Raw genomic sequence first — 17,508 nt, forward strand, 5'->3', positions numbered from 1 at the left:
ACTGGTGTAAAAAAAATAAGTGAATGTATAAAATTGTATAATGATTTTTGAAATTATAATTGTATACTGTATTGTAGAATTTTATAAAGGAGTGAAGTTTGTTATGAAGAATTACGTTCAAAAAGGAATTAGTTTAACATTAGTAGCATCAATGACGATATGGTGTCTGAGCGGATGTGGAAATGTCCATGATACAGATATAAGCAGTAAAATAGATAAAGCTCAGGAGAACACAAATAGTGCAAGTGTAGAAGCATTACTTACAAGTAAGCTTGGAGAGGCGAAAGATATTGACAAAAAAGAAACTGTATATGTGGAAATGAATGCGGATGGTTCCGTTTCCAAAACAACAGTGAGTAATGTGCTAAAAGTGTCGGGAAAAAATAATATCAGCGATGTTTCGAATTTAAATGATATTATTAATATCAGTGGAGATGAGTTATTCGCCAAAGGAGACGATGGAAAGTTGATTTGGGAAAATAAAGGTGAAGACATTTCTTACCAAGGGACGACAACACAGACAGCACCGATAGACATTGATATTACATACTATTTAGATGGGAAACAAATTTCTGCTGAGGAGCTGGCAGGAAAAAGCGGCAAAGTAAAAATTGTTTATAATTATAAAAATAACACAACAGGCAGTGACAGTTTTGTACCGTTTCTTGCGTTAACAGGAATGGTTTTGAACAGTGATTTTTCAAATGTTACAGTTGACAATGGAAAATTAGTAGAATATAACGATTCCAATATTGTCATTGGTTATGCAGTACCGGGCTTTAAAGATGAGTTGATGGAAACAATCGATAAAGCAGATGAGTATATTGGAGATATTGATATTCCGGAATGTGTAACAGTTACTGCGGATGTAAAGAATTTCTCGATGGATATGACCCTCACAGCAGTAACATCAAAATTAGGGGACATGGATTTAGAAAATACATTAGATTTCTCTGATGTGGACGAGAAAATGAAAGAATTATCAGATGGTGCTGATAAACTTGCAGATGGAGCAGGAGAATTAAATAATGGAGTGGGGCAATTAAAAGATGGTTCGTCTAAGATAAATAATGGCGCTGCTGATTTGGCTAAGTATACAGGAATTTTATCGGCAGGAACTACAGAATTGCTGGATAAATATTCTGTATTTAATAAGGCTCTTCTTGAAGGAGTTGCTTCCGCAGACAGTGGAGCTAAAAAAGTTTATAAGGGAACGAAAGATTTAAAATCAGGTGCAAAGTCATTGGATGATGGCGCAAAAAAATTGAACAGTGGAGCTAAAACGTTAGACACCGGTGCAAAGAAGTTAGATGATGCAGCAAAAAAACTGGATAATGGAGCAGGAGACTTATCGGCCGGATTATCCACTGCAAAAGCAGCCTTTGAAGATACGAAAAAGGATGATGGTACAGTAACACCAGGATTGAACAGCGGTTCTAAAGCTCTTGCAGCCGGAGCCAAAGAAGCAAATGCCGGAGTGAAAGAATTGGCATCAACTTTACAGGGAACACCGAGTTCTATACAGAAACAGATAGATGGAATAATCACACAGCTTGGTACGGCTACAGGGGGAATGATAGGAAGCGAAGCGGCATTAAATCAGGTGGTAGAAGGGATTAATGGCGCAGTAAAACAGGGGATGGATTTAAACACTGTTTTACAGGCGAAAGGGCTTGATATCACAACCTATTATACATTGCTTCAGGCTTATTACAGCGTTCAAACGTTAGAAAGTGTAAAGAGTACATTTGAGTCCCAGATACAGGCAAAGGCGGCAGAGATACAAAAATTGCTTTCAGGAATGAGTGTCCTGGAAACGGGAGCAGGTCAGATTAGTAATGGAATATCTACATTGTATGCGGGAATTAATCAATTGAATACGGGTGCTGCCACCCTTGCAGGAGGAACATCGCAACTCAAAGATGGAACCGGAGAATTAACGGGAGGAACAAAAAATCTTGCAGTTGGAACAAAAGATTTGTCAGCAGGAGCAAAGAAATTAAAAGATGGCACAGGAGCCCTGAATACAGGTATGAAACAATTATCCGACGGTACAGGGGAAATGAAATCTAAATTAGGTGCGGCAAGTCCACAGATTAAAGAGGGTATTGGTACGGTAAATTCCGGTGCGGTTCAGATTGGCAGCGGTGCAAACACTTTATCAGACGGTGCTAAAACACTTGCCAATGGTATTGTTACATTAGCTGATGGGACGCAGGAGCTTAAGAGTGGAGCAATCAAGTTAAATGATGAAGGAATCAGTAAAATCACAAGCATTTTTGGTAAAGAGGCAAAGGATGCAATTCATTCAATCGAGGATATTTTAAATGCCGGAAAGAAATATAAGTCATTTACAGGTATTAACAGTGATATGAGTGGAGATGTGAAATTTGTATTTAAGACGGCGGAGATTAAAGCAGACAAGTAAAGGAGCTGATAAGATATGAAGAAATTTGGACAGTATATTGTAAAAGCCAGACATGCCATATTGATTATTGGAATACTTTTACTGATACCGGCTGCGATTGGCTATTTTAATACGAGAGTTAATTACGACCTCTTGTACTACCTGCCTGATGGAATTGATACGATGGAAGGTCAGGATATTCTGATGGATGAGTTTCACTCAGGAGCCTTTGGAATTGTTATGGTAGATAAAATGAGTGATAGTGATGTTTCTAAACTGAAAGCAAAAATGGAGAATGTAAACCATGTAAGCAAGGTATTGTGGTATGATACGTTTGCGGATTTGGGAATGCCGAAGTCCATGTTGCCAAGTGAAGTTTATGATGCATTCAATAAAAACACATCTACGATTATGCTTGTAATTTTTGATGACACAAGTTCCGGTGATGGAACAATGAAAGCCATAAATGAAATTAGAGATGTCACAAAACATCAGTGTATGATTAGTGGAATTTCTGCGATTGTTACGGATACAAAGGATTTGTCGGAACATGAGACACCGATTTATGTGTGCATTGCGGTAGCTTTATCGGTTATTATTCTTTCCCTATTAATGGATTCATTTATGATTCCAATATTCTTCCTTTTAAGCATAGGAATGGCCATTGTGTATAATTTGGGAAGTAATTTTGTAATGGGCGAAATTTCTTATATTACAAAAGCTTTAGCGGCAGTGCTTCAGCTTGGTGTGACTATGGATTATTCTATTTTCCTATGGCATAGTTATGAAGAACACTTAGAAAAGACAGGTGGCGATAATAAAAAAGCGATGTCAAATGCCATTACAGCAACGATATCTTCTGTAGTCGGCAGCTCGATTACAACAGTGGCAGGATTCATTGCACTTTGTTTTATGAGTTTTACATTAGGACTAGATTTAGGAATTGTTATGGCGAAAGGAGTTATTCTCGGAGTTATATCATGTGTGACAATATTGCCTTCATTTATACTTGTGTTTGATAAAATCATAAACAAAACAAAACATAGACAAATTTTGCCGGATTTCAATAAAGTGCCGGGGTTTATATCAAAACATTATAAAATATTTGTAGCTTTATTTATTTTACTTTTAGTGCCTGCAATATATGGGCAGTCAAATGCGAAAGTATATTATGACCTTTCTCTAAGTCTTCCGGATAGTTTAGAGAGTGTGGCAGCACAAAATAAATTGTCAGAGGATTACGATTTAGGGTCGGCAAATATTATACTCTTAAGTACAAAGACACCATCAAAGAATGTTTCAGCCCTGTTAGACGAGGTGAAAAAAGTTGATGGTGTACAGATGGCATTAGGTATGGAAAGTGTGTTGGATGGCTCTGTACCCGATGCGTTTATTCCTGAAAAATTAACAAAAGAATTGCAGAGTGATGACCATGAAATGTTGATATTTATGTCCGCATATAAAACCGGTTCGGATGCGGCAAATGCCCAGTGCAATGCTGTCGAAAAAATTATCAAAAAATATGATGACACAGGTATGCTGGTCGGAGAGGCTGCGTGTACAAGAGACCTAATTAAAATTACAAATAAAGATTTTGCAACAGTAAGTTTTGTATCCATATTTTTAATCTTTATTATTGTAGCGTTGGTGTTCAAGTCTATAACTCTTCCAGTTATACTTGTTTCCGTAATTGAATTTGCTATTTTTATTAATATGGGTATTCCATATTATACAGGTACGGTTCTTCCGTTTATTGCATCCATTGTTATTGGAACAATTCAGTTGGGCGCTACTGTAGACTATGCAATTTTAATGACAAACAGATATAAGCTGGAGCGTTCTTGTGGTAAAGACAGAAAAGTAGCAGCCGGTGATGCTTTGAAAGCAACGATGAAGTCAGTTATCGTTAGTGCATGTACGTTTTTTGGAGCTACGTTTGGTGTAGGAGTTTATTCCAGTATAGATATGATTAGTTCGCTCTGTCTTTTAATGGCAAGAGGAGCTATTGTAAGTATGATTTGCGTAATATGTATTTTGCCGGCAATGTTTATTATATTTGATAAATTAATTGTAAAAGGCAGTTACAAATTTTTAAATTAGATAATAAAGGGCATCGAAACAATTTGTTAAAAATCACGTCGATTGCCCTTTTTTGTTACCTAAAATATGAATCTGTGATATAATAAATAAAAAGGACAGGAGGGCGGTACTATGAGACAGATTATTATAGCGATAGGACGTGAATTTGGAAGTGGCGGTCATGTAATTGCAAAACGTTTGGCAGAATACTATAATATTCCGTTGTATCATAAGGAAATGCTGGATGAGTTGGCAAAAGACGGTGCATATAGCAAAGAAGTGTTGGAAAGATTTGATGAGAGACCGGTTAATTTGAGTTTTATTCCGATACCGATTGCAGGAAATACGATGTCATTAGAGCAGGAAATAGCAATAAAACAGTTTAATTTTTTAAGAAAAAAAGCGGATGAGGAGAAGGAGTCTTTTGTCGTCATTGGAAGATGTGCAGACGAAATATTGGCAGACAATCCTAACCTTGTGAGAGTCTTTATTATGGGAGATAAAGAAAGCAAAACAAAAAGGGTTATGGAGCGGGAAGGTATCACTCAGAAGCAGGCAGAAAATAAAATGAAAAAAATGGATAAGATGAGAAAGACTTACCATAATTTTTATTGTGAAAACAAATGGGGTGATTCCAGAGGATATGATATTTGTATCAATACAGGAAAAATAGATTTTGAGACGGCACAAAAAATGATACAGAGTTATGTGGGCGGATTACATTAATTAAAAAGTATTTTAAGCAATTAGGACAAAGTTAAGTTCTAATTGCTTTTTTTTACGATGTTATATTATAATAGACATAATCGTATCACAGTTGTAGTCTACCTTGTATATGTACATAGTTCACTTAAGAGACAAAGTGCTTAAAATTTTAGAATGAGGAGAATAGTGTCGTGAAAAATAAAGGTAAGCTGGCATTTATAGTAGCCGTTTCTATGGGGATAATGTCATTGGATTTCGATTATACAGCAATAGCCGATGATAGTTTTGTTAACCAAAATGAATATCAAAGTGAAATTCAGGATAACAAAGATAAAGATACAGATATTTCAGACATGGATATGGAATTAGTGACAGAGGAATATGTCTATACAGGAAAGAAATGTGAACCGGAAGTTATTGTAAATCATGGTGACAGTGTTTTGACTCAAAATGTGGATTATGTGTTAGAATATGGTCATAATACAAATGCGGGAATGGCATCTGTTATTGTTAAAGGGATAGGCAGTTATAGTGGAGAGAAAACTTTAGAGTTTGAAATTTCACCTAAAAAACTGACGGATAAGGATGTTAGTGTAGATGATTCACAGGTAAAGACGCAGTATGAATTTATCGGAAAAGATATTACGCCAATTATTAAGCTGAAATATAATGGTATGAATTTAAATACAATGGCTGATTTTACAGTTGTATATGAAAATAATTTTTATCCGGGAACTGCGGTAATTCGGATTGAGGGATTAGATAATTATAGCGGAGTTATAGAAAAAAGATTTAATATCGTTAAAAAAGCAATTGCAAATGTAACTATCAGAATCGGTTTTGAAAATAAAACATTGTATGTCAATGTGAATAATGGAAGCCGTTCAATGACGCGTGGAAAAGATTATGATTACACTGTTTATACGGATACAAAAGGGAATATTACAATTACGCTGAAAGGACAGGGAACAGAGTATACGGGAACGACAATCAGAACAATTAAAGCCGAAGAAAATCCAAACAGACCGATACCAACTACCGCACCTAGCGTACAAAAAGTGAAAATCCAAAAGATTAAAAATATAAAAGGAAAGAAAATAAAACTTTCGTGGAAGCGTATATCAAAAGTGACGGGATATCAAGTGAGGTATGCAAAGAATAAAAAAGCAATTACAAAGGCAAAAATAAGAAAGATTAAGAAAAATACTGCAAAATATACAACTGCGAAACTAAAGAAAAATAAAAAATATTATATTCAAGTAAGGGCATATAAATTTTTTAATGGAAATACATATTTTGGAAAATGGAGCAAAGTAAAAAGTGTTAAAATTATTAAGTAAAGTATCATTAAGGAGGTAATATTATGGGTGAATTGACTTTTAAAGGATTGAAGGTAGAGGAAATAGACCTTACAAATAAACTTGAGGGGCAGGTAAAGCTGGATATTGAACAGAGGGCGGCATTTAATGTGAAATATACCAATGACAATTTACATTGTGCGGCAAATCTTACAATTGATATGATGGAAAAGACTGCGCCAATGGATTTTAATTTTAAAATAAGTGCGACAGCGTTTTTGGACTGTGAGCCGGGGATGGATAAAAAAGAGATTCATAAAAAAGCATATGATGAGATTTATCCTCATGTAAGAGCATTAATAACAACGATTATGGTAAATGCAGGACTTCCGCCAATCGTGATTCCGAAGGTGAGAATGGACGATACGAACATCAAAGTCGCAGGGGAAAACAAGCCGGATAACAACCAATTTTATAGTTAAAATATTGTATAAAAATATTTTTATTGTTTTTTGAAGAATTGTGTTATTTGTTCTAAGAGCAAGAAAAACAAAAATAGTGCATAAATAACAAAAAAGCAAGCTAAAACCAGGAATATTAAATTGAATATTGTGCAAAAATCACAAAAAAAATAAATGCAAAAGTGCAATCTTGCAAAAAATGTTTTTAATTTTTAAACTATAAGTGTATTAGATTTTTAGGTAACATAATAATCTAAACCCTTTCAATTTTGTGGCATCTTAGAGTAATCTGAGATGCCATTCCTGTTTTTATAGAATATGAAACGAATCAAGCGTTTTATATTCGTATTTTGTCAGTTCCTTGAAGGGGTGTGTTTTGTAAAAAAATCCATGTAAAAAAATAGTGAGGGGTGTAAAGAACGGTTAGTACCTTGACTAATAGCCGAAATCATGATATTTGTGATAAAAAGTGTCAGTATTTGGGGGGATTAGTGTTGACTAAGGCTGGTATTTAGTGGTATTATGTAAAGAAATTGGGTTAAATTTGTAACGATTTCATTATATATATAAAGAGGTTAATTATTATGAAGAAATTAGTTTTAGTGACATCTCCACCTGCATGTGGAAAAACATTTGTAACAAAGAAACTGGCAAAGGCGATTCCAAACTGTGTATATCTTGATAAAGATTCATTGATTGTATTATCAAAACAGATTTTTGTCGTTGCAAATGAAGAGTATAACAGAAGTTCGGATTTCTTTGAAGAGGAGATTAGAGATTACGAATACGATTGTATTATGGAAATTGCGATGGAAGCTTTAGAATATAATGACACAGTATTTATCAATGCACCTTATACCAGAGAAGTGAGAACTCCGGGTTATATGGAGAATTTAAGACAGCAGCTTTTAGAGAAAAAGGGTGCTGAGCTGGTAGTTGTGTGGGTACAGTGCGATGTAGAAGTGTGCAGACAGCGTATGATTGCAAGAAACTCAGACAGAGATACATGGAAGTTAGATAATTGGGATGAATATGTTAAAAAATTAGATTTTTCTGTACCGGAAGGCATTAAGAATATTTTCTTATTTGATAATTCATCTGACAATTCATTTAAGACATCTATCGGTAAAGCGGTAAAATATTTTGAAGAATTAAAATAAAAAGTGCTGCAGGAACATAAGTTTTTGTGAATGACATGGAATAATATATCGTGTGTGGAGTTTCCGCACACGATTCTTTGTATTTAGCATAGCAGTGTACTTGCGAAAGTATATGAAAAGAATTATAATAAAAATGGCATTTTGCCAATAACATCAAACAGGAGAGAAAAAATGACAAAGGTTAGAACAAGATTTGCACCGAGTCCTACAGGAAGAATGCATGTAGGAAATTTGAGAACTGCGCTTTATGAATTTTTAATTGCGAAGCATGCAGGTGGAGATTTTATTTTGAGAATAGAGGATACAGACAGAGAACGTTATGTGGAAGGCGCTGTTGATATCATATATAGAACATTAGAGCAGACGGGTCTGGTACATGATGAGGGACCGGATAAGGATAAAGGATATGGTCCGTATGTACAGAGTGAACGTCAGGCATCAGGAGTATATTTAGAGTATGCGAAGAAATTGATTGAGACAGGAAATGCTTATTACTGTTTTTGTGATAAAGAAAGATTGGAGTCATTAAAAACTTCTGTTGGTGAGGATGGAAAAGAAATTACGGTTTATGATAAGCATTGTCTGAATCTTTCAAAGGAAGAAATACAGGCGAATCTTGATGCGGGTAAGCCATACGTTATCCGGATAAATATGCCTACAGAGGGAACTACAACGTTTTTTGATGAGTTGTATGGAGAGATTACAGTAGAGAATAAAGAATTAGATGATATGATTTTAATTAAATCAGATGGCTATCCGACGTATAATTTTGCGAATGTTGTGGATGACCATTTGCAGGAGATTACACATGTTGTAAGGGGAAATGAATATATTTCCTCGTCTCCAAAATATCAGAGATTATATGAGGCTTTTGGCTGGGAGGCTCCAAAGTATGTTCATCTTCCGCTTATTACGGATGAGGAGCATAAAAAACTGAGTAAGCGTTCCGGACATTCGTCATATGAAGATTTGATTGAGCAGGGATTTTTGTCTGAGGCAATTGTAAACTATATTGCACTTCTAGGATGGAGCCCTGAGGATAATACAGAAATCTTTTCTTTAAATGAACTGATACAGAATTTTGATTATCATAAAGTGAATAAGAGTCCGTCTGTGTTTGATATCCAGAAATTAAAATGGATGAACGGAGAATATATTAAGGCAATGGATAATGATAAGTTCTATGAAATTGCAATGCCATATGTCAAAAAGGCGATTACAAAAGATTTAGATTTAGAAAAGATTTTGGATATGGTTAAGACACGAATCGAAATTCTTCCGGAGATTGTTGATATGGTCGACTTTTTTGAGGAACTTCCGGAATATAATCCTGAGATGTATACACATAAAAAGATGAAAACAAATTCAGAAAATTCACTGGAAGTTTTGACAGAACTGCTTCCAATATTAGAGAAGACGGATGACTATTCAGCAGACGGATTACATGATGTTGTATTTGAGTATATCGCGCAGAAAGGATGTAAAAATGGACAGGCTTTATGGCCTCTTAGAACAGCTGTTTCAGGAAAGCAGATGACACCGGCAGGCGCATTTGAAATTATGGAGATTATCGGAAAAGTAGAATCAATTTTAAGAATAAAAAAAGGAATTGAACTGTTATCTAAGTAGAGGAATTGAATGACCGGAATGCGGCTAATGCTGTTTCCGGTCATTGACTATTATCTGAGTAAAATATATAATCAAATCCGGAGAGAACACAACCGGAAAGGTTGTTATGTTGAATCAGTCACAAATCGAGGCAATCAGCCATAAGGAGGGACCGGCCATTGTTCTTGCAGGTCCCGGGTCTGGAAAGACTACAGTTGTTACCCATAGAATTAAAAATTTAATAGAAAAAGGTGTTTCCCCTGAGAAAATTATGGTAGTTACATTTACGAAGGCGGCGGCAGTACATATGCAAAAGAAATTCTTTGGTATAATGAGCGGAGAAAACCGGGTAAAAGGAAACTATCCGGTTACTTTTGGAACTTTTCATAGTGTATATTTTAGGATTTTGAAATTGTCCTATGGATATCGGGGGCAAGATATTATAACGTCCAATATACAAAAAGATATAATCAGAGAAATTATATTGAGAAAAAGAATAGAGACAGGAAATATTGTCGAGTTTATACAAAGTATTTTAGGGGAAATCAGTTGTGTCAAGGGAAACATGATACAATTACGGGATTATGCACCAAAATGCTGCAAATGGGAAGTTTTTTCCGATATTTTTATTGAATATGAAAGGGAACTTAAAGCGGAACAAAAGCTTGATTTTGATGACATAATTTTAAGATGCTATGAGCTTTTTTGTGAGAAACCCGAAGTTTTAAGAAAGTGGCAGGAAATATTTGAGTATATATTGATTGATGAATTTCAGGATATTAATATGATACAGTATAAAGTGATAAAAATGCTTGCAAAACAGCGGAATATTTTTGTTGTGGGGGATGACGACCAGTCTATTTATGGATTTCGTGGAGCATGCCCTGCGATAATGAACAAATTTTTAGAGGATTATAAAGAAGCGAAAAAGGTTGTGATGAACATTAATTATCGCTCAACACCAGAGATAGTGAAAGCAGCAGAAAATTTGATTGGCAATAACAAACAGAGATTTGATAAAAAAATTGTCTCAGGAAATAAAAAAGGCAGGGGGGCAGATATAAGGCAATTTAAAAATCAATGTGAGGAATTGAGGTATGTGGCAGATAAGGTGAGGCAATATTTAAAAAATGGAATGCGGGCAGAGGACATTGCAATTCTAGTTAGAAATAATGTACAAATACCACCAATACAGGCTTATTTCAAAAATGTGCAGATAAATACTCATTCAAAGAAAAAAGGAGATAATATATATCAGGGTAAAGTTGCGAAGGAAGTTATAAGCTATGTGAGAGCTGCAATTTCCTATGAAAAAATGCCATTGAGAGATAACGAACATCTGATTTACATTTTAAATAAACCCCAGAGATATATTAGCAGGCAGGTGATTGGGAAAGGTGAAATTGGTTTGGAAGAACTGAAAAAAATTTATTGTAACAGCAGTGAGATTATAAATAATATTGTTGAGTTACAATTTCATTTTGATATGATTCGAAAATTAAAACCGGGCGCTGCAGTCACCTATATTAGATATGGAGCAGGATATGAGAAGTATTTAAAGCAGTTTGCATTACAAAATAAAGTGAAATTTTCTGCATTGTCAAAACAGCTGGATGATATCAGCAATGCAGCGCATAATTTCCATACACTGGAAAAGTGGCTTGAGGATGTGGAAAGTCAACTCTCTCTTGGTGCAAAAAGAGACATGGTGGGAGAAGGGATTCCAATTATGACAATGCATGGCTCAAAAGGGCTGGAATTTAAAATAGTATTTATTTTAGATGTTAATCAGGGAATTATTCCTACTACAAAAGCGATTCGGGAAAAGGACTTTGAGGAAGAAAGAAGAGTGTTTTATGTGGCAGTCACGAGAGCAGCAGAGGAGCTGTTTGTGTTTGGCATTGCACAAAGTCTGGGATGTGATGTAGAGATGTCGATGTTTGCAAATGAAATGCTTGAATAGAAATATGTTAACTTTTCGTGAATTAATGGTTGTTTTGTTGCATTTTAGCGCTTATTTTGATAAAGTTATATATCATACGGCGTAAATACGCAGAAAGAGGGTAATATGGGAAAGAACCAATTTGAAGAGGATGAAGATTTATTTGTTACTCTGACATTAGAAGATGACAGTGAGGTAGATTGCCTTGTTGTAAGTATATTTGAAGCTGAAAACGGACAGGATTATATTGCTTTGCTTCCGACGGAGGGACCGGAAAATGAGGAAGGCGAGGTTTTTCTCTATAGATACTATGAAGAGGAAGACGGAGAGCCGGGACTTGATAATATTGAGACAGAAGCAGAATTTTATCTCGCATCTGAGGCCTTTGATGCTTTGGTAGAAGAAGGCGAGTATGACGAAATTATTGATGAAGAAGAAAATATACAGTAGAAGGTGATATCGATGCCAGAAACAAGAGACGAAGAAATTAGAAGAATTGTTGAAAATAGAAGGCGAAATGCAGAAATCAGAAGAGCACAGCAAATTAAAAAAAGAAATATGATGATTGCCGGAATTGCGGCTGTTGCAGTGTTACTGATTTTAATTGTTGTCATAAGTGTTTCGTGTTCTTCTAAAAAAAGTAAGAGTGAGGTAAAGACAACCTCAAAACCTGAGGTGACCACAGAGTCGATTGTGGAGACCACCGTTCAACAGACGACGGCTGCTGAGAAGACGACAACAAAAAATGAGACGACAGCAGAACCTACAACAAATCAGGAGACGACCAAAAAAGATGACGGGGACAGCTCGGCAGACAATAATTCTTCAATGATGTACACCAATGAGGGAGTAAATCTTAGAAGTGAGCCGACTTCGGATTCATCGGATAATATTATTGCTCAGATTGAAAAAGGAGAACCGGTTAAGGTATACGAAGCTGAAAACGGATGGACAAAGGTTAAATATGATGGTAATACAGGATATGTATCTACAAAATATTTGAGTCGTACAAATGTATATGATGAAGAATAATGGAGCTGCACTGCAGCTCCATTATTCTGTTAAGAGGTGAGGAAATGAATTATAAGGAAGCGAGAGAATATTTAAAGGAAATCAGTAGGTATGGAAGTGTCTTAGGATTAGACAGTATAAAAAGATTATTGAAAACAATGGGAAATCCTGAAAAAAAATTAAAGGTTGTCCATGTGGCGGGAACAAACGGAAAAGGTTCTACCTGTGCTTTTTTACAGAGTATTCTTATGGAAGCGGGTTACAAAGTGGGGAGATATAGTTCTCCGGCGGTATTTGATGATAGAGAGATTATAAGGATAAATGACGAATATATAAAAAAAGACGAAATTGCAGACATCATCACATGGATAAAAGAAAAATGTGATTATATAGTGAATTGTGGATTTCCTCACCCTACTCCATTTGAAGTCGAAACAGCAATGGCCTTTTCATATTTTGCTGCAAAAGAATGTGATATTGTTATTGTTGAGTGTGGTATGGGAGGGGAAACAGATGCCACGAATGTATTTGAGCGTGTAATGTGCAGTATTATTACCACTATCAGCTTAGACCATACAAAGTTTTTAGGAGAGACCATTGAAGATATAACAAAGGTGAAGGCTGGTATTATAAAAGAAAAATGTCCGGTTGTCCTTTCTGAACAGACAAATGGGGTAGAAAATATAATTGAAAGAATTTGTATCAAAAGGGATGCACCGTTAACCATAAGTGGAAAGGGGCAGAATATACGACGGGATAAGCTTGTTACCTTATATTGTTATAGAGCGGGTAATGGAAAACAGTACAATGTAACATTGAACCTTCTCGGGACATATCAGATAAAAAATTCCATTACGGCTATTGAGGCAGCATTGACATTAGAAAAACAAGGATTTCATGTAGAGCAAAGTATTGAGCGTGGAGTGGAAAAGGCAAAATGGCAGGGCAGGCTGGAAGTAATACATGATAATCCATATGTTGTAATTGACGGGGCTCATAATCCGGGCGCAGTCAGGGAATTAAAAAGTTCTATTGATTTGTATTTTACAAATAAGAAAATTACCTTTATAATGGGAGTGTTGGCTGATAAGGACTTTCAGACTGAAATTGAACTGATTGGGAAACGGGCAGTAAAAATAATAACCGTTACACCGGATAATGAAAGGGCATTAGAGGCAGAGAAATTAGCAGAAACAATAAAAAAATATAATGACAATGTGGAAACAGCAGATGATATCAGTCAGGCTGTTGCGATAGCGTTTCAAACGGTATGCGAAAAGAAGGCGGATATGATTTTAGCGTTTGGTTCACTGTCGTATTTAGGAGACTTAAAAATAGCAGTGGAAGAACTGTTATAAGGAGAATGCAAACAGTTAAAGCCGAAAGGAGAGATTGACATGTTTGATCAGAAAAAAATTCAAGAAGCAGTAAAATTATTATTAGAAGGTATCGGTGAGGACGTAAACAGAGAGGGGTTGAAAGAAACTCCGGCGAGAGTGGCGAGAATGTATCAGGAATTGTGTGCGGGAATGGAACAAAGCCCAAAAGAGCATTTATCTAAGGTATTTTCTTGTGACAATGAAAATGTGGTAATTGAAAAAGATATCACATTTTACTCTACCTGTGAGCATCATCTGATGCCTTTTTATGGTAAGGTTCATATAGCATATATTCCGAATGGAAGAGTGGTTGGAATTAGTAAATTAGCAAGAACAGTTGAGGTTTATGCCAGACGTCTGCAAATTCAGGAACAGATGACAAATCAGATAGCTGAGGCAATAGAAGAATATCTCGGTGCAAAAGGTGTATATGTGATGGTTGAAGCCGAACATATGTGTATGTCCGCAAGAGGAATAAAAAAGCCGGGAAGTAAGACCATTACTTTTGCAGCAAAGGGGGTATTTCAGGAAAATCAAGCGTTGAGACAGGAGATAACCATGCTTGTAATATAAATTTTTTATATTAATACATGTAAGGTGGCAGACAGAAAGGAATAAAAATGAATATTGGAAAATTCAGCTTTGATTTAGAAAATGAACCGATTATTATGGGTATTTTAAATGTAACTCCGGATTCATTTTCTGATGGTGGAAAATGGAACAGTATAGATAAAGCGCTTGAACATACAGAGCAGATGATAGCAGAGGGTGCGAAAATTATTGATATCGGTGGAGAGTCTACGAGACCGGGATATACATTGATTCAGGAGGAAGAAGAAATTGAGAGGGTAATTCCGGTGATTGAGGCAGTAAAAGAGAGGTTTGATATTGCCGTTTCTCTTGATACATATAAGACAAAAGTGGCAAGAGAAGGTGTCGGTGCCGGAATTGATATGGTTAATGACGTGTGGGGCTTGAAATGGGGAACCTCAGATATGGCAGAGCTTGTGGCAGAGAGCGGAGTAGCTGTATGCGTGATGCATAATAAAGATAATACAAACTATAATAATTTTGTGGAAGATATTTTAGAGGAACTTCGTGAATCTGTGAATATTGCTCATAATGCAGGGGTAAAAGATTCACAAATTATTTTGGACCCGGGTGTCGGGTTTGGAAAAGATTTCAAACAGAATCTGATGGCGATTCAATATGTGGCTCGATTAAAAGAGCTGGGATATCCAATTCTTCTTGGAACATCAAGAAAATCTGTGATAGGATTCGCTTTAGATGTGGACAAGAATGATAGAATGGCAGGAACAGTGGCAACTACAGTAATGGGATACGAGAGGGGATGCAGTATTTTCCGTGTCCATGATGTGAAAGAAAATTATCAGGCACTGATGATGGCCAAGGCTATCAAGGGCGTAAAATGAACGTAAAGGGTAAAATAATATGGATTGTATTAAAATAAGGCAGCTGGAAGTTTTTGCGTATCATGGCTGCCGTGAAGATGAAAAGATAAATGGTCAAAAGTTTTATGTGGATGCTGATTTGTATACAGATATAAGAACACCTGGAAGCAGTGATGTATTAGAAGATACGGTGAATTATTCCGGGGTATGCAAGTTTATCAATCGGTTTATGACAGAAAAACGTTTTGATTTAATAGAGGCGGTTGCCGAGCAGATGGCGAGGGAATTATTAAAAGAATTTCCTAAAATAAAGGGGATTCAGCTTACAGTCAATAAACCCAATGCACCGATTTCACTGCCGTTTGGAAATGTATCGGTCACGGTAAATAGAAAATGGAATAAAGTATTTTTGAGTATCGGTTCGAATATGGGAGATAAGACTTCTTATCTGAATCAGGCCATAGACAGCCTCTATGATGATGATAATTGTCGTGTGAATTTAGTATCGAATTTTATAGAGACCGAGCCATACGGACCGGTGGAGCAGGACAATTTTTTGAATGGATGTATTGAAATAGAAACTTTGTATTCTCCCAGAGAATTATTGCATGTGGTAAATATTATCGAAGCAGAGGCAGGAAGAACAAGAGAACTACACTGGGGACCAAGAACTTTAGATATTGACATTATTTTTTATGGCAATGAAATGGTTGATGAACCGGATTTAAAGATACCGCATGTGGAAATGCATAAAAGATTGTTTGTGTTAGAACCGTTGAATCAGATTGCACCATATGCAGTACATCCTATTTACAAAAAAACAGTGTCACAAATGCTGGAAGAACTAAAACCAGAAAATAAATGCAGTGGTTGTAGTGGATGCAAGATTAAAGAGACGTAGGAAAGGACGAAAATATGAAGAGTTTACAGGAGAGCAGAAAGGAAATTGATAATATTGATGAGGAAATCATAAAACTGTTTGAGAGAAGAATGGAAGTCTGCAAAGACGTAGCTGCATATAAATTGAGTACAGGAAAGCCGGTTTTAGATAGAAAGCGCGAATTAGATAAAATTGCAGCATTGAAGACGAAAGCGACAGACGAATTTTATGCACACGGCGTGGAAGAATTATTCGAGCAGATTATGTCTATGAGCAGAAAAATGCAGTATAAGCTTCTTACAGAGGAAGGGGTAAACAATGATATCGGATTTGATATAGTGGATGAATTGCCGAAAGAGAATGTAACCGTTGTATATCAGGGACTGCCAGGGGCATATAGCCAACAGGCTGCTACGGAATATTTTGGAGAAAAAGTGAAATATGTGAATGTTACCACATTCCGGGAAGCAATGAAATATGTCAGTGATGGGAACGCGGATTATGCGGTCCTGCCTTTTGAAAATTCATCTGCAGGAATCGTCACAGATGTATATGATTTATTAGTAGAGTTTCATAATTGCATTGTGGATACCTTTGATGTAAAGATTGAGCATTGCCTTTGTGGCGTAAAAGGAGCAAAAATAGAAGACATCAAAGAAGTTTACTCTCATCCGCAGGCATTTATGCAGAGTAATTCATTTATAGAAGAACATGGCTGGGGAAAAGTGAATCTTGCAAATACGGCAATTAGCGCCAGATATATTGCAGAACAGGATGATAAAACAAGGGCTTGTATTGCCAGTGAAAATGCTGCGCAGATTTACGGATTGGAGATTTTACATAAAGGTATTAATTTTAATGCCACAAACACAACAAAATTTATCATAATAAGCCGAGACAGAATTACAAGACGAAATGCGGGATTGATATGTATCAGCTTTGAAATGCCTCATGAGAGCGGCACACTATATCAGATGTTGTCACATATTATTTATAATGATTTGAATATGACAAAGATAGAATCGAGACCGGTTCCTGAGAGAAAATGGGAATATAGATTTTATGTAGAATTTGAAGGAAAAGCAACACAGGCGGGGGTCATCAATGCACTGAGTGGTATTAATGCAGAATCATTAAATATGAAAATATTAGGGAATTATTAAATA

15 protein-coding genes are annotated in these 17,508 nt (G+C 35.9%); all 15 read left to right on the top strand.

Annotated features, from left to right (window positions below; all coding sequences use genetic code 11):
* Positions 1 to 103 precede the first annotated feature (103 nt).
* The 15 genes from Q5O86_RS02415 (at position 104) to Q5O86_RS02485 (ending at position 17,505) form a co-directional block, all read left to right on the top strand.
* The gene (locus Q5O86_RS02415; protein WP_302625547.1) at positions 104 to 2,428 is read left to right on the top strand and encodes a hypothetical protein; all 2,325 of its coding nucleotides are present in this window, start codon (positions 104 to 106) and stop codon (positions 2,426 to 2,428) included.
* A gap of 15 nt (positions 2,429 to 2,443) precedes the next feature.
* Positions 2,444 to 4,507 carry an RND family transporter gene (locus Q5O86_RS02420; protein WP_302625548.1) on the top strand — a complete coding sequence of 688 codons (2,064 nt, stop codon included), beginning with the start codon at positions 2,444 to 2,446 and terminating at the stop codon, positions 4,505 to 4,507.
* Between the two features lie 111 nt (positions 4,508 to 4,618).
* Positions 4,619 to 5,212, top strand: coding sequence for an AAA family ATPase (locus tag Q5O86_RS02425; protein WP_302625549.1), 594 nt, complete (start codon positions 4,619 to 4,621; stop codon positions 5,210 to 5,212).
* A 170-nt stretch (positions 5,213 to 5,382) separates the two neighbouring features.
* Entirely contained in the window at positions 5,383 to 6,531 is a 1,149-nt protein-coding gene (locus Q5O86_RS02430; RefSeq protein WP_302625550.1) for a fibronectin type III domain-containing protein, read from the top strand.
* A gap of 23 nt (positions 6,532 to 6,554) precedes the next feature.
* On the top strand, positions 6,555 to 6,971 hold the full coding sequence (locus Q5O86_RS02435; protein ID WP_302625551.1) for a hypothetical protein: 417 nt from the start codon (positions 6,555 to 6,557) through the stop codon (positions 6,969 to 6,971).
* 563 nt (positions 6,972 to 7,534) lie between these two features.
* The gene (locus Q5O86_RS02440; RefSeq protein WP_302625552.1) at positions 7,535 to 8,110 is read left to right on the top strand and encodes an AAA family ATPase; all 576 of its coding nucleotides are present in this window, start codon (positions 7,535 to 7,537) and stop codon (positions 8,108 to 8,110) included.
* A gap of 171 nt (positions 8,111 to 8,281) precedes the next feature.
* Complete coding sequence (gene gltX / locus Q5O86_RS02445) at positions 8,282 to 9,739, top strand: glutamate--tRNA ligase (RefSeq protein ID WP_302625553.1); 1,458 nt, start codon at positions 8,282 to 8,284, stop codon at positions 9,737 to 9,739.
* Between the two features lie 106 nt (positions 9,740 to 9,845).
* Positions 9,846 to 11,681 (top strand): ATP-dependent helicase, encoded by a 1,836-nt coding sequence (locus tag Q5O86_RS02450; RefSeq protein ID WP_302625554.1) that lies wholly within the window; start codon positions 9,846 to 9,848, stop codon positions 11,679 to 11,681.
* A 105-nt stretch (positions 11,682 to 11,786) separates the two neighbouring features.
* Positions 11,787 to 12,110 carry a DUF1292 domain-containing protein gene (locus tag Q5O86_RS02455; RefSeq protein ID WP_302625555.1) on the top strand — a complete coding sequence of 108 codons (324 nt, stop codon included), beginning with the start codon at positions 11,787 to 11,789 and terminating at the stop codon, positions 12,108 to 12,110.
* A gap of 12 nt (positions 12,111 to 12,122) precedes the next feature.
* A complete protein-coding gene (locus Q5O86_RS02460; protein WP_302625556.1) occupies positions 12,123 to 12,692 on the top strand; it encodes an SH3 domain-containing protein in 570 nt (189 codons plus the stop codon).
* A 44-nt stretch (positions 12,693 to 12,736) separates the two neighbouring features.
* Entirely contained in the window at positions 12,737 to 14,029 is a 1,293-nt protein-coding gene (locus Q5O86_RS02465; protein WP_302625557.1) for a folylpolyglutamate synthase/dihydrofolate synthase family protein, read from the top strand.
* A gap of 39 nt (positions 14,030 to 14,068) precedes the next feature.
* Positions 14,069 to 14,623 carry a GTP cyclohydrolase I FolE gene (gene folE, locus Q5O86_RS02470; protein ID WP_302625558.1) on the top strand — a complete coding sequence of 185 codons (555 nt, stop codon included), beginning with the start codon at positions 14,069 to 14,071 and terminating at the stop codon, positions 14,621 to 14,623.
* A gap of 47 nt (positions 14,624 to 14,670) precedes the next feature.
* Positions 14,671 to 15,483 carry a dihydropteroate synthase gene (gene folP / locus Q5O86_RS02475; RefSeq protein WP_302625559.1) on the top strand — a complete coding sequence of 271 codons (813 nt, stop codon included), beginning with the start codon at positions 14,671 to 14,673 and terminating at the stop codon, positions 15,481 to 15,483.
* 19 nt (positions 15,484 to 15,502) lie between these two features.
* Positions 15,503 to 16,363, top strand: a complete 861-nt coding sequence (gene folK / locus Q5O86_RS02480; RefSeq protein WP_302625560.1) for a 2-amino-4-hydroxy-6-hydroxymethyldihydropteridine diphosphokinase — start codon at positions 15,503 to 15,505, stop codon at positions 16,361 to 16,363.
* A 14-nt stretch (positions 16,364 to 16,377) separates the two neighbouring features.
* Positions 16,378 to 17,505: a bifunctional chorismate mutase/prephenate dehydratase gene (locus Q5O86_RS02485; protein WP_302625561.1), complete on the top strand. Its 1,128-nt coding sequence runs from the start codon at positions 16,378 to 16,380 to the stop codon at positions 17,503 to 17,505.
* The last annotated feature ends 3 nt before the right edge of the window (positions 17,506 to 17,508 follow it).

Source organism: uncultured Eubacterium sp. (assembly GCF_937958975.1).
Lineage (GTDB): Bacteria > Bacillota > Clostridia > Lachnospirales > Lachnospiraceae > Eubacterium_G.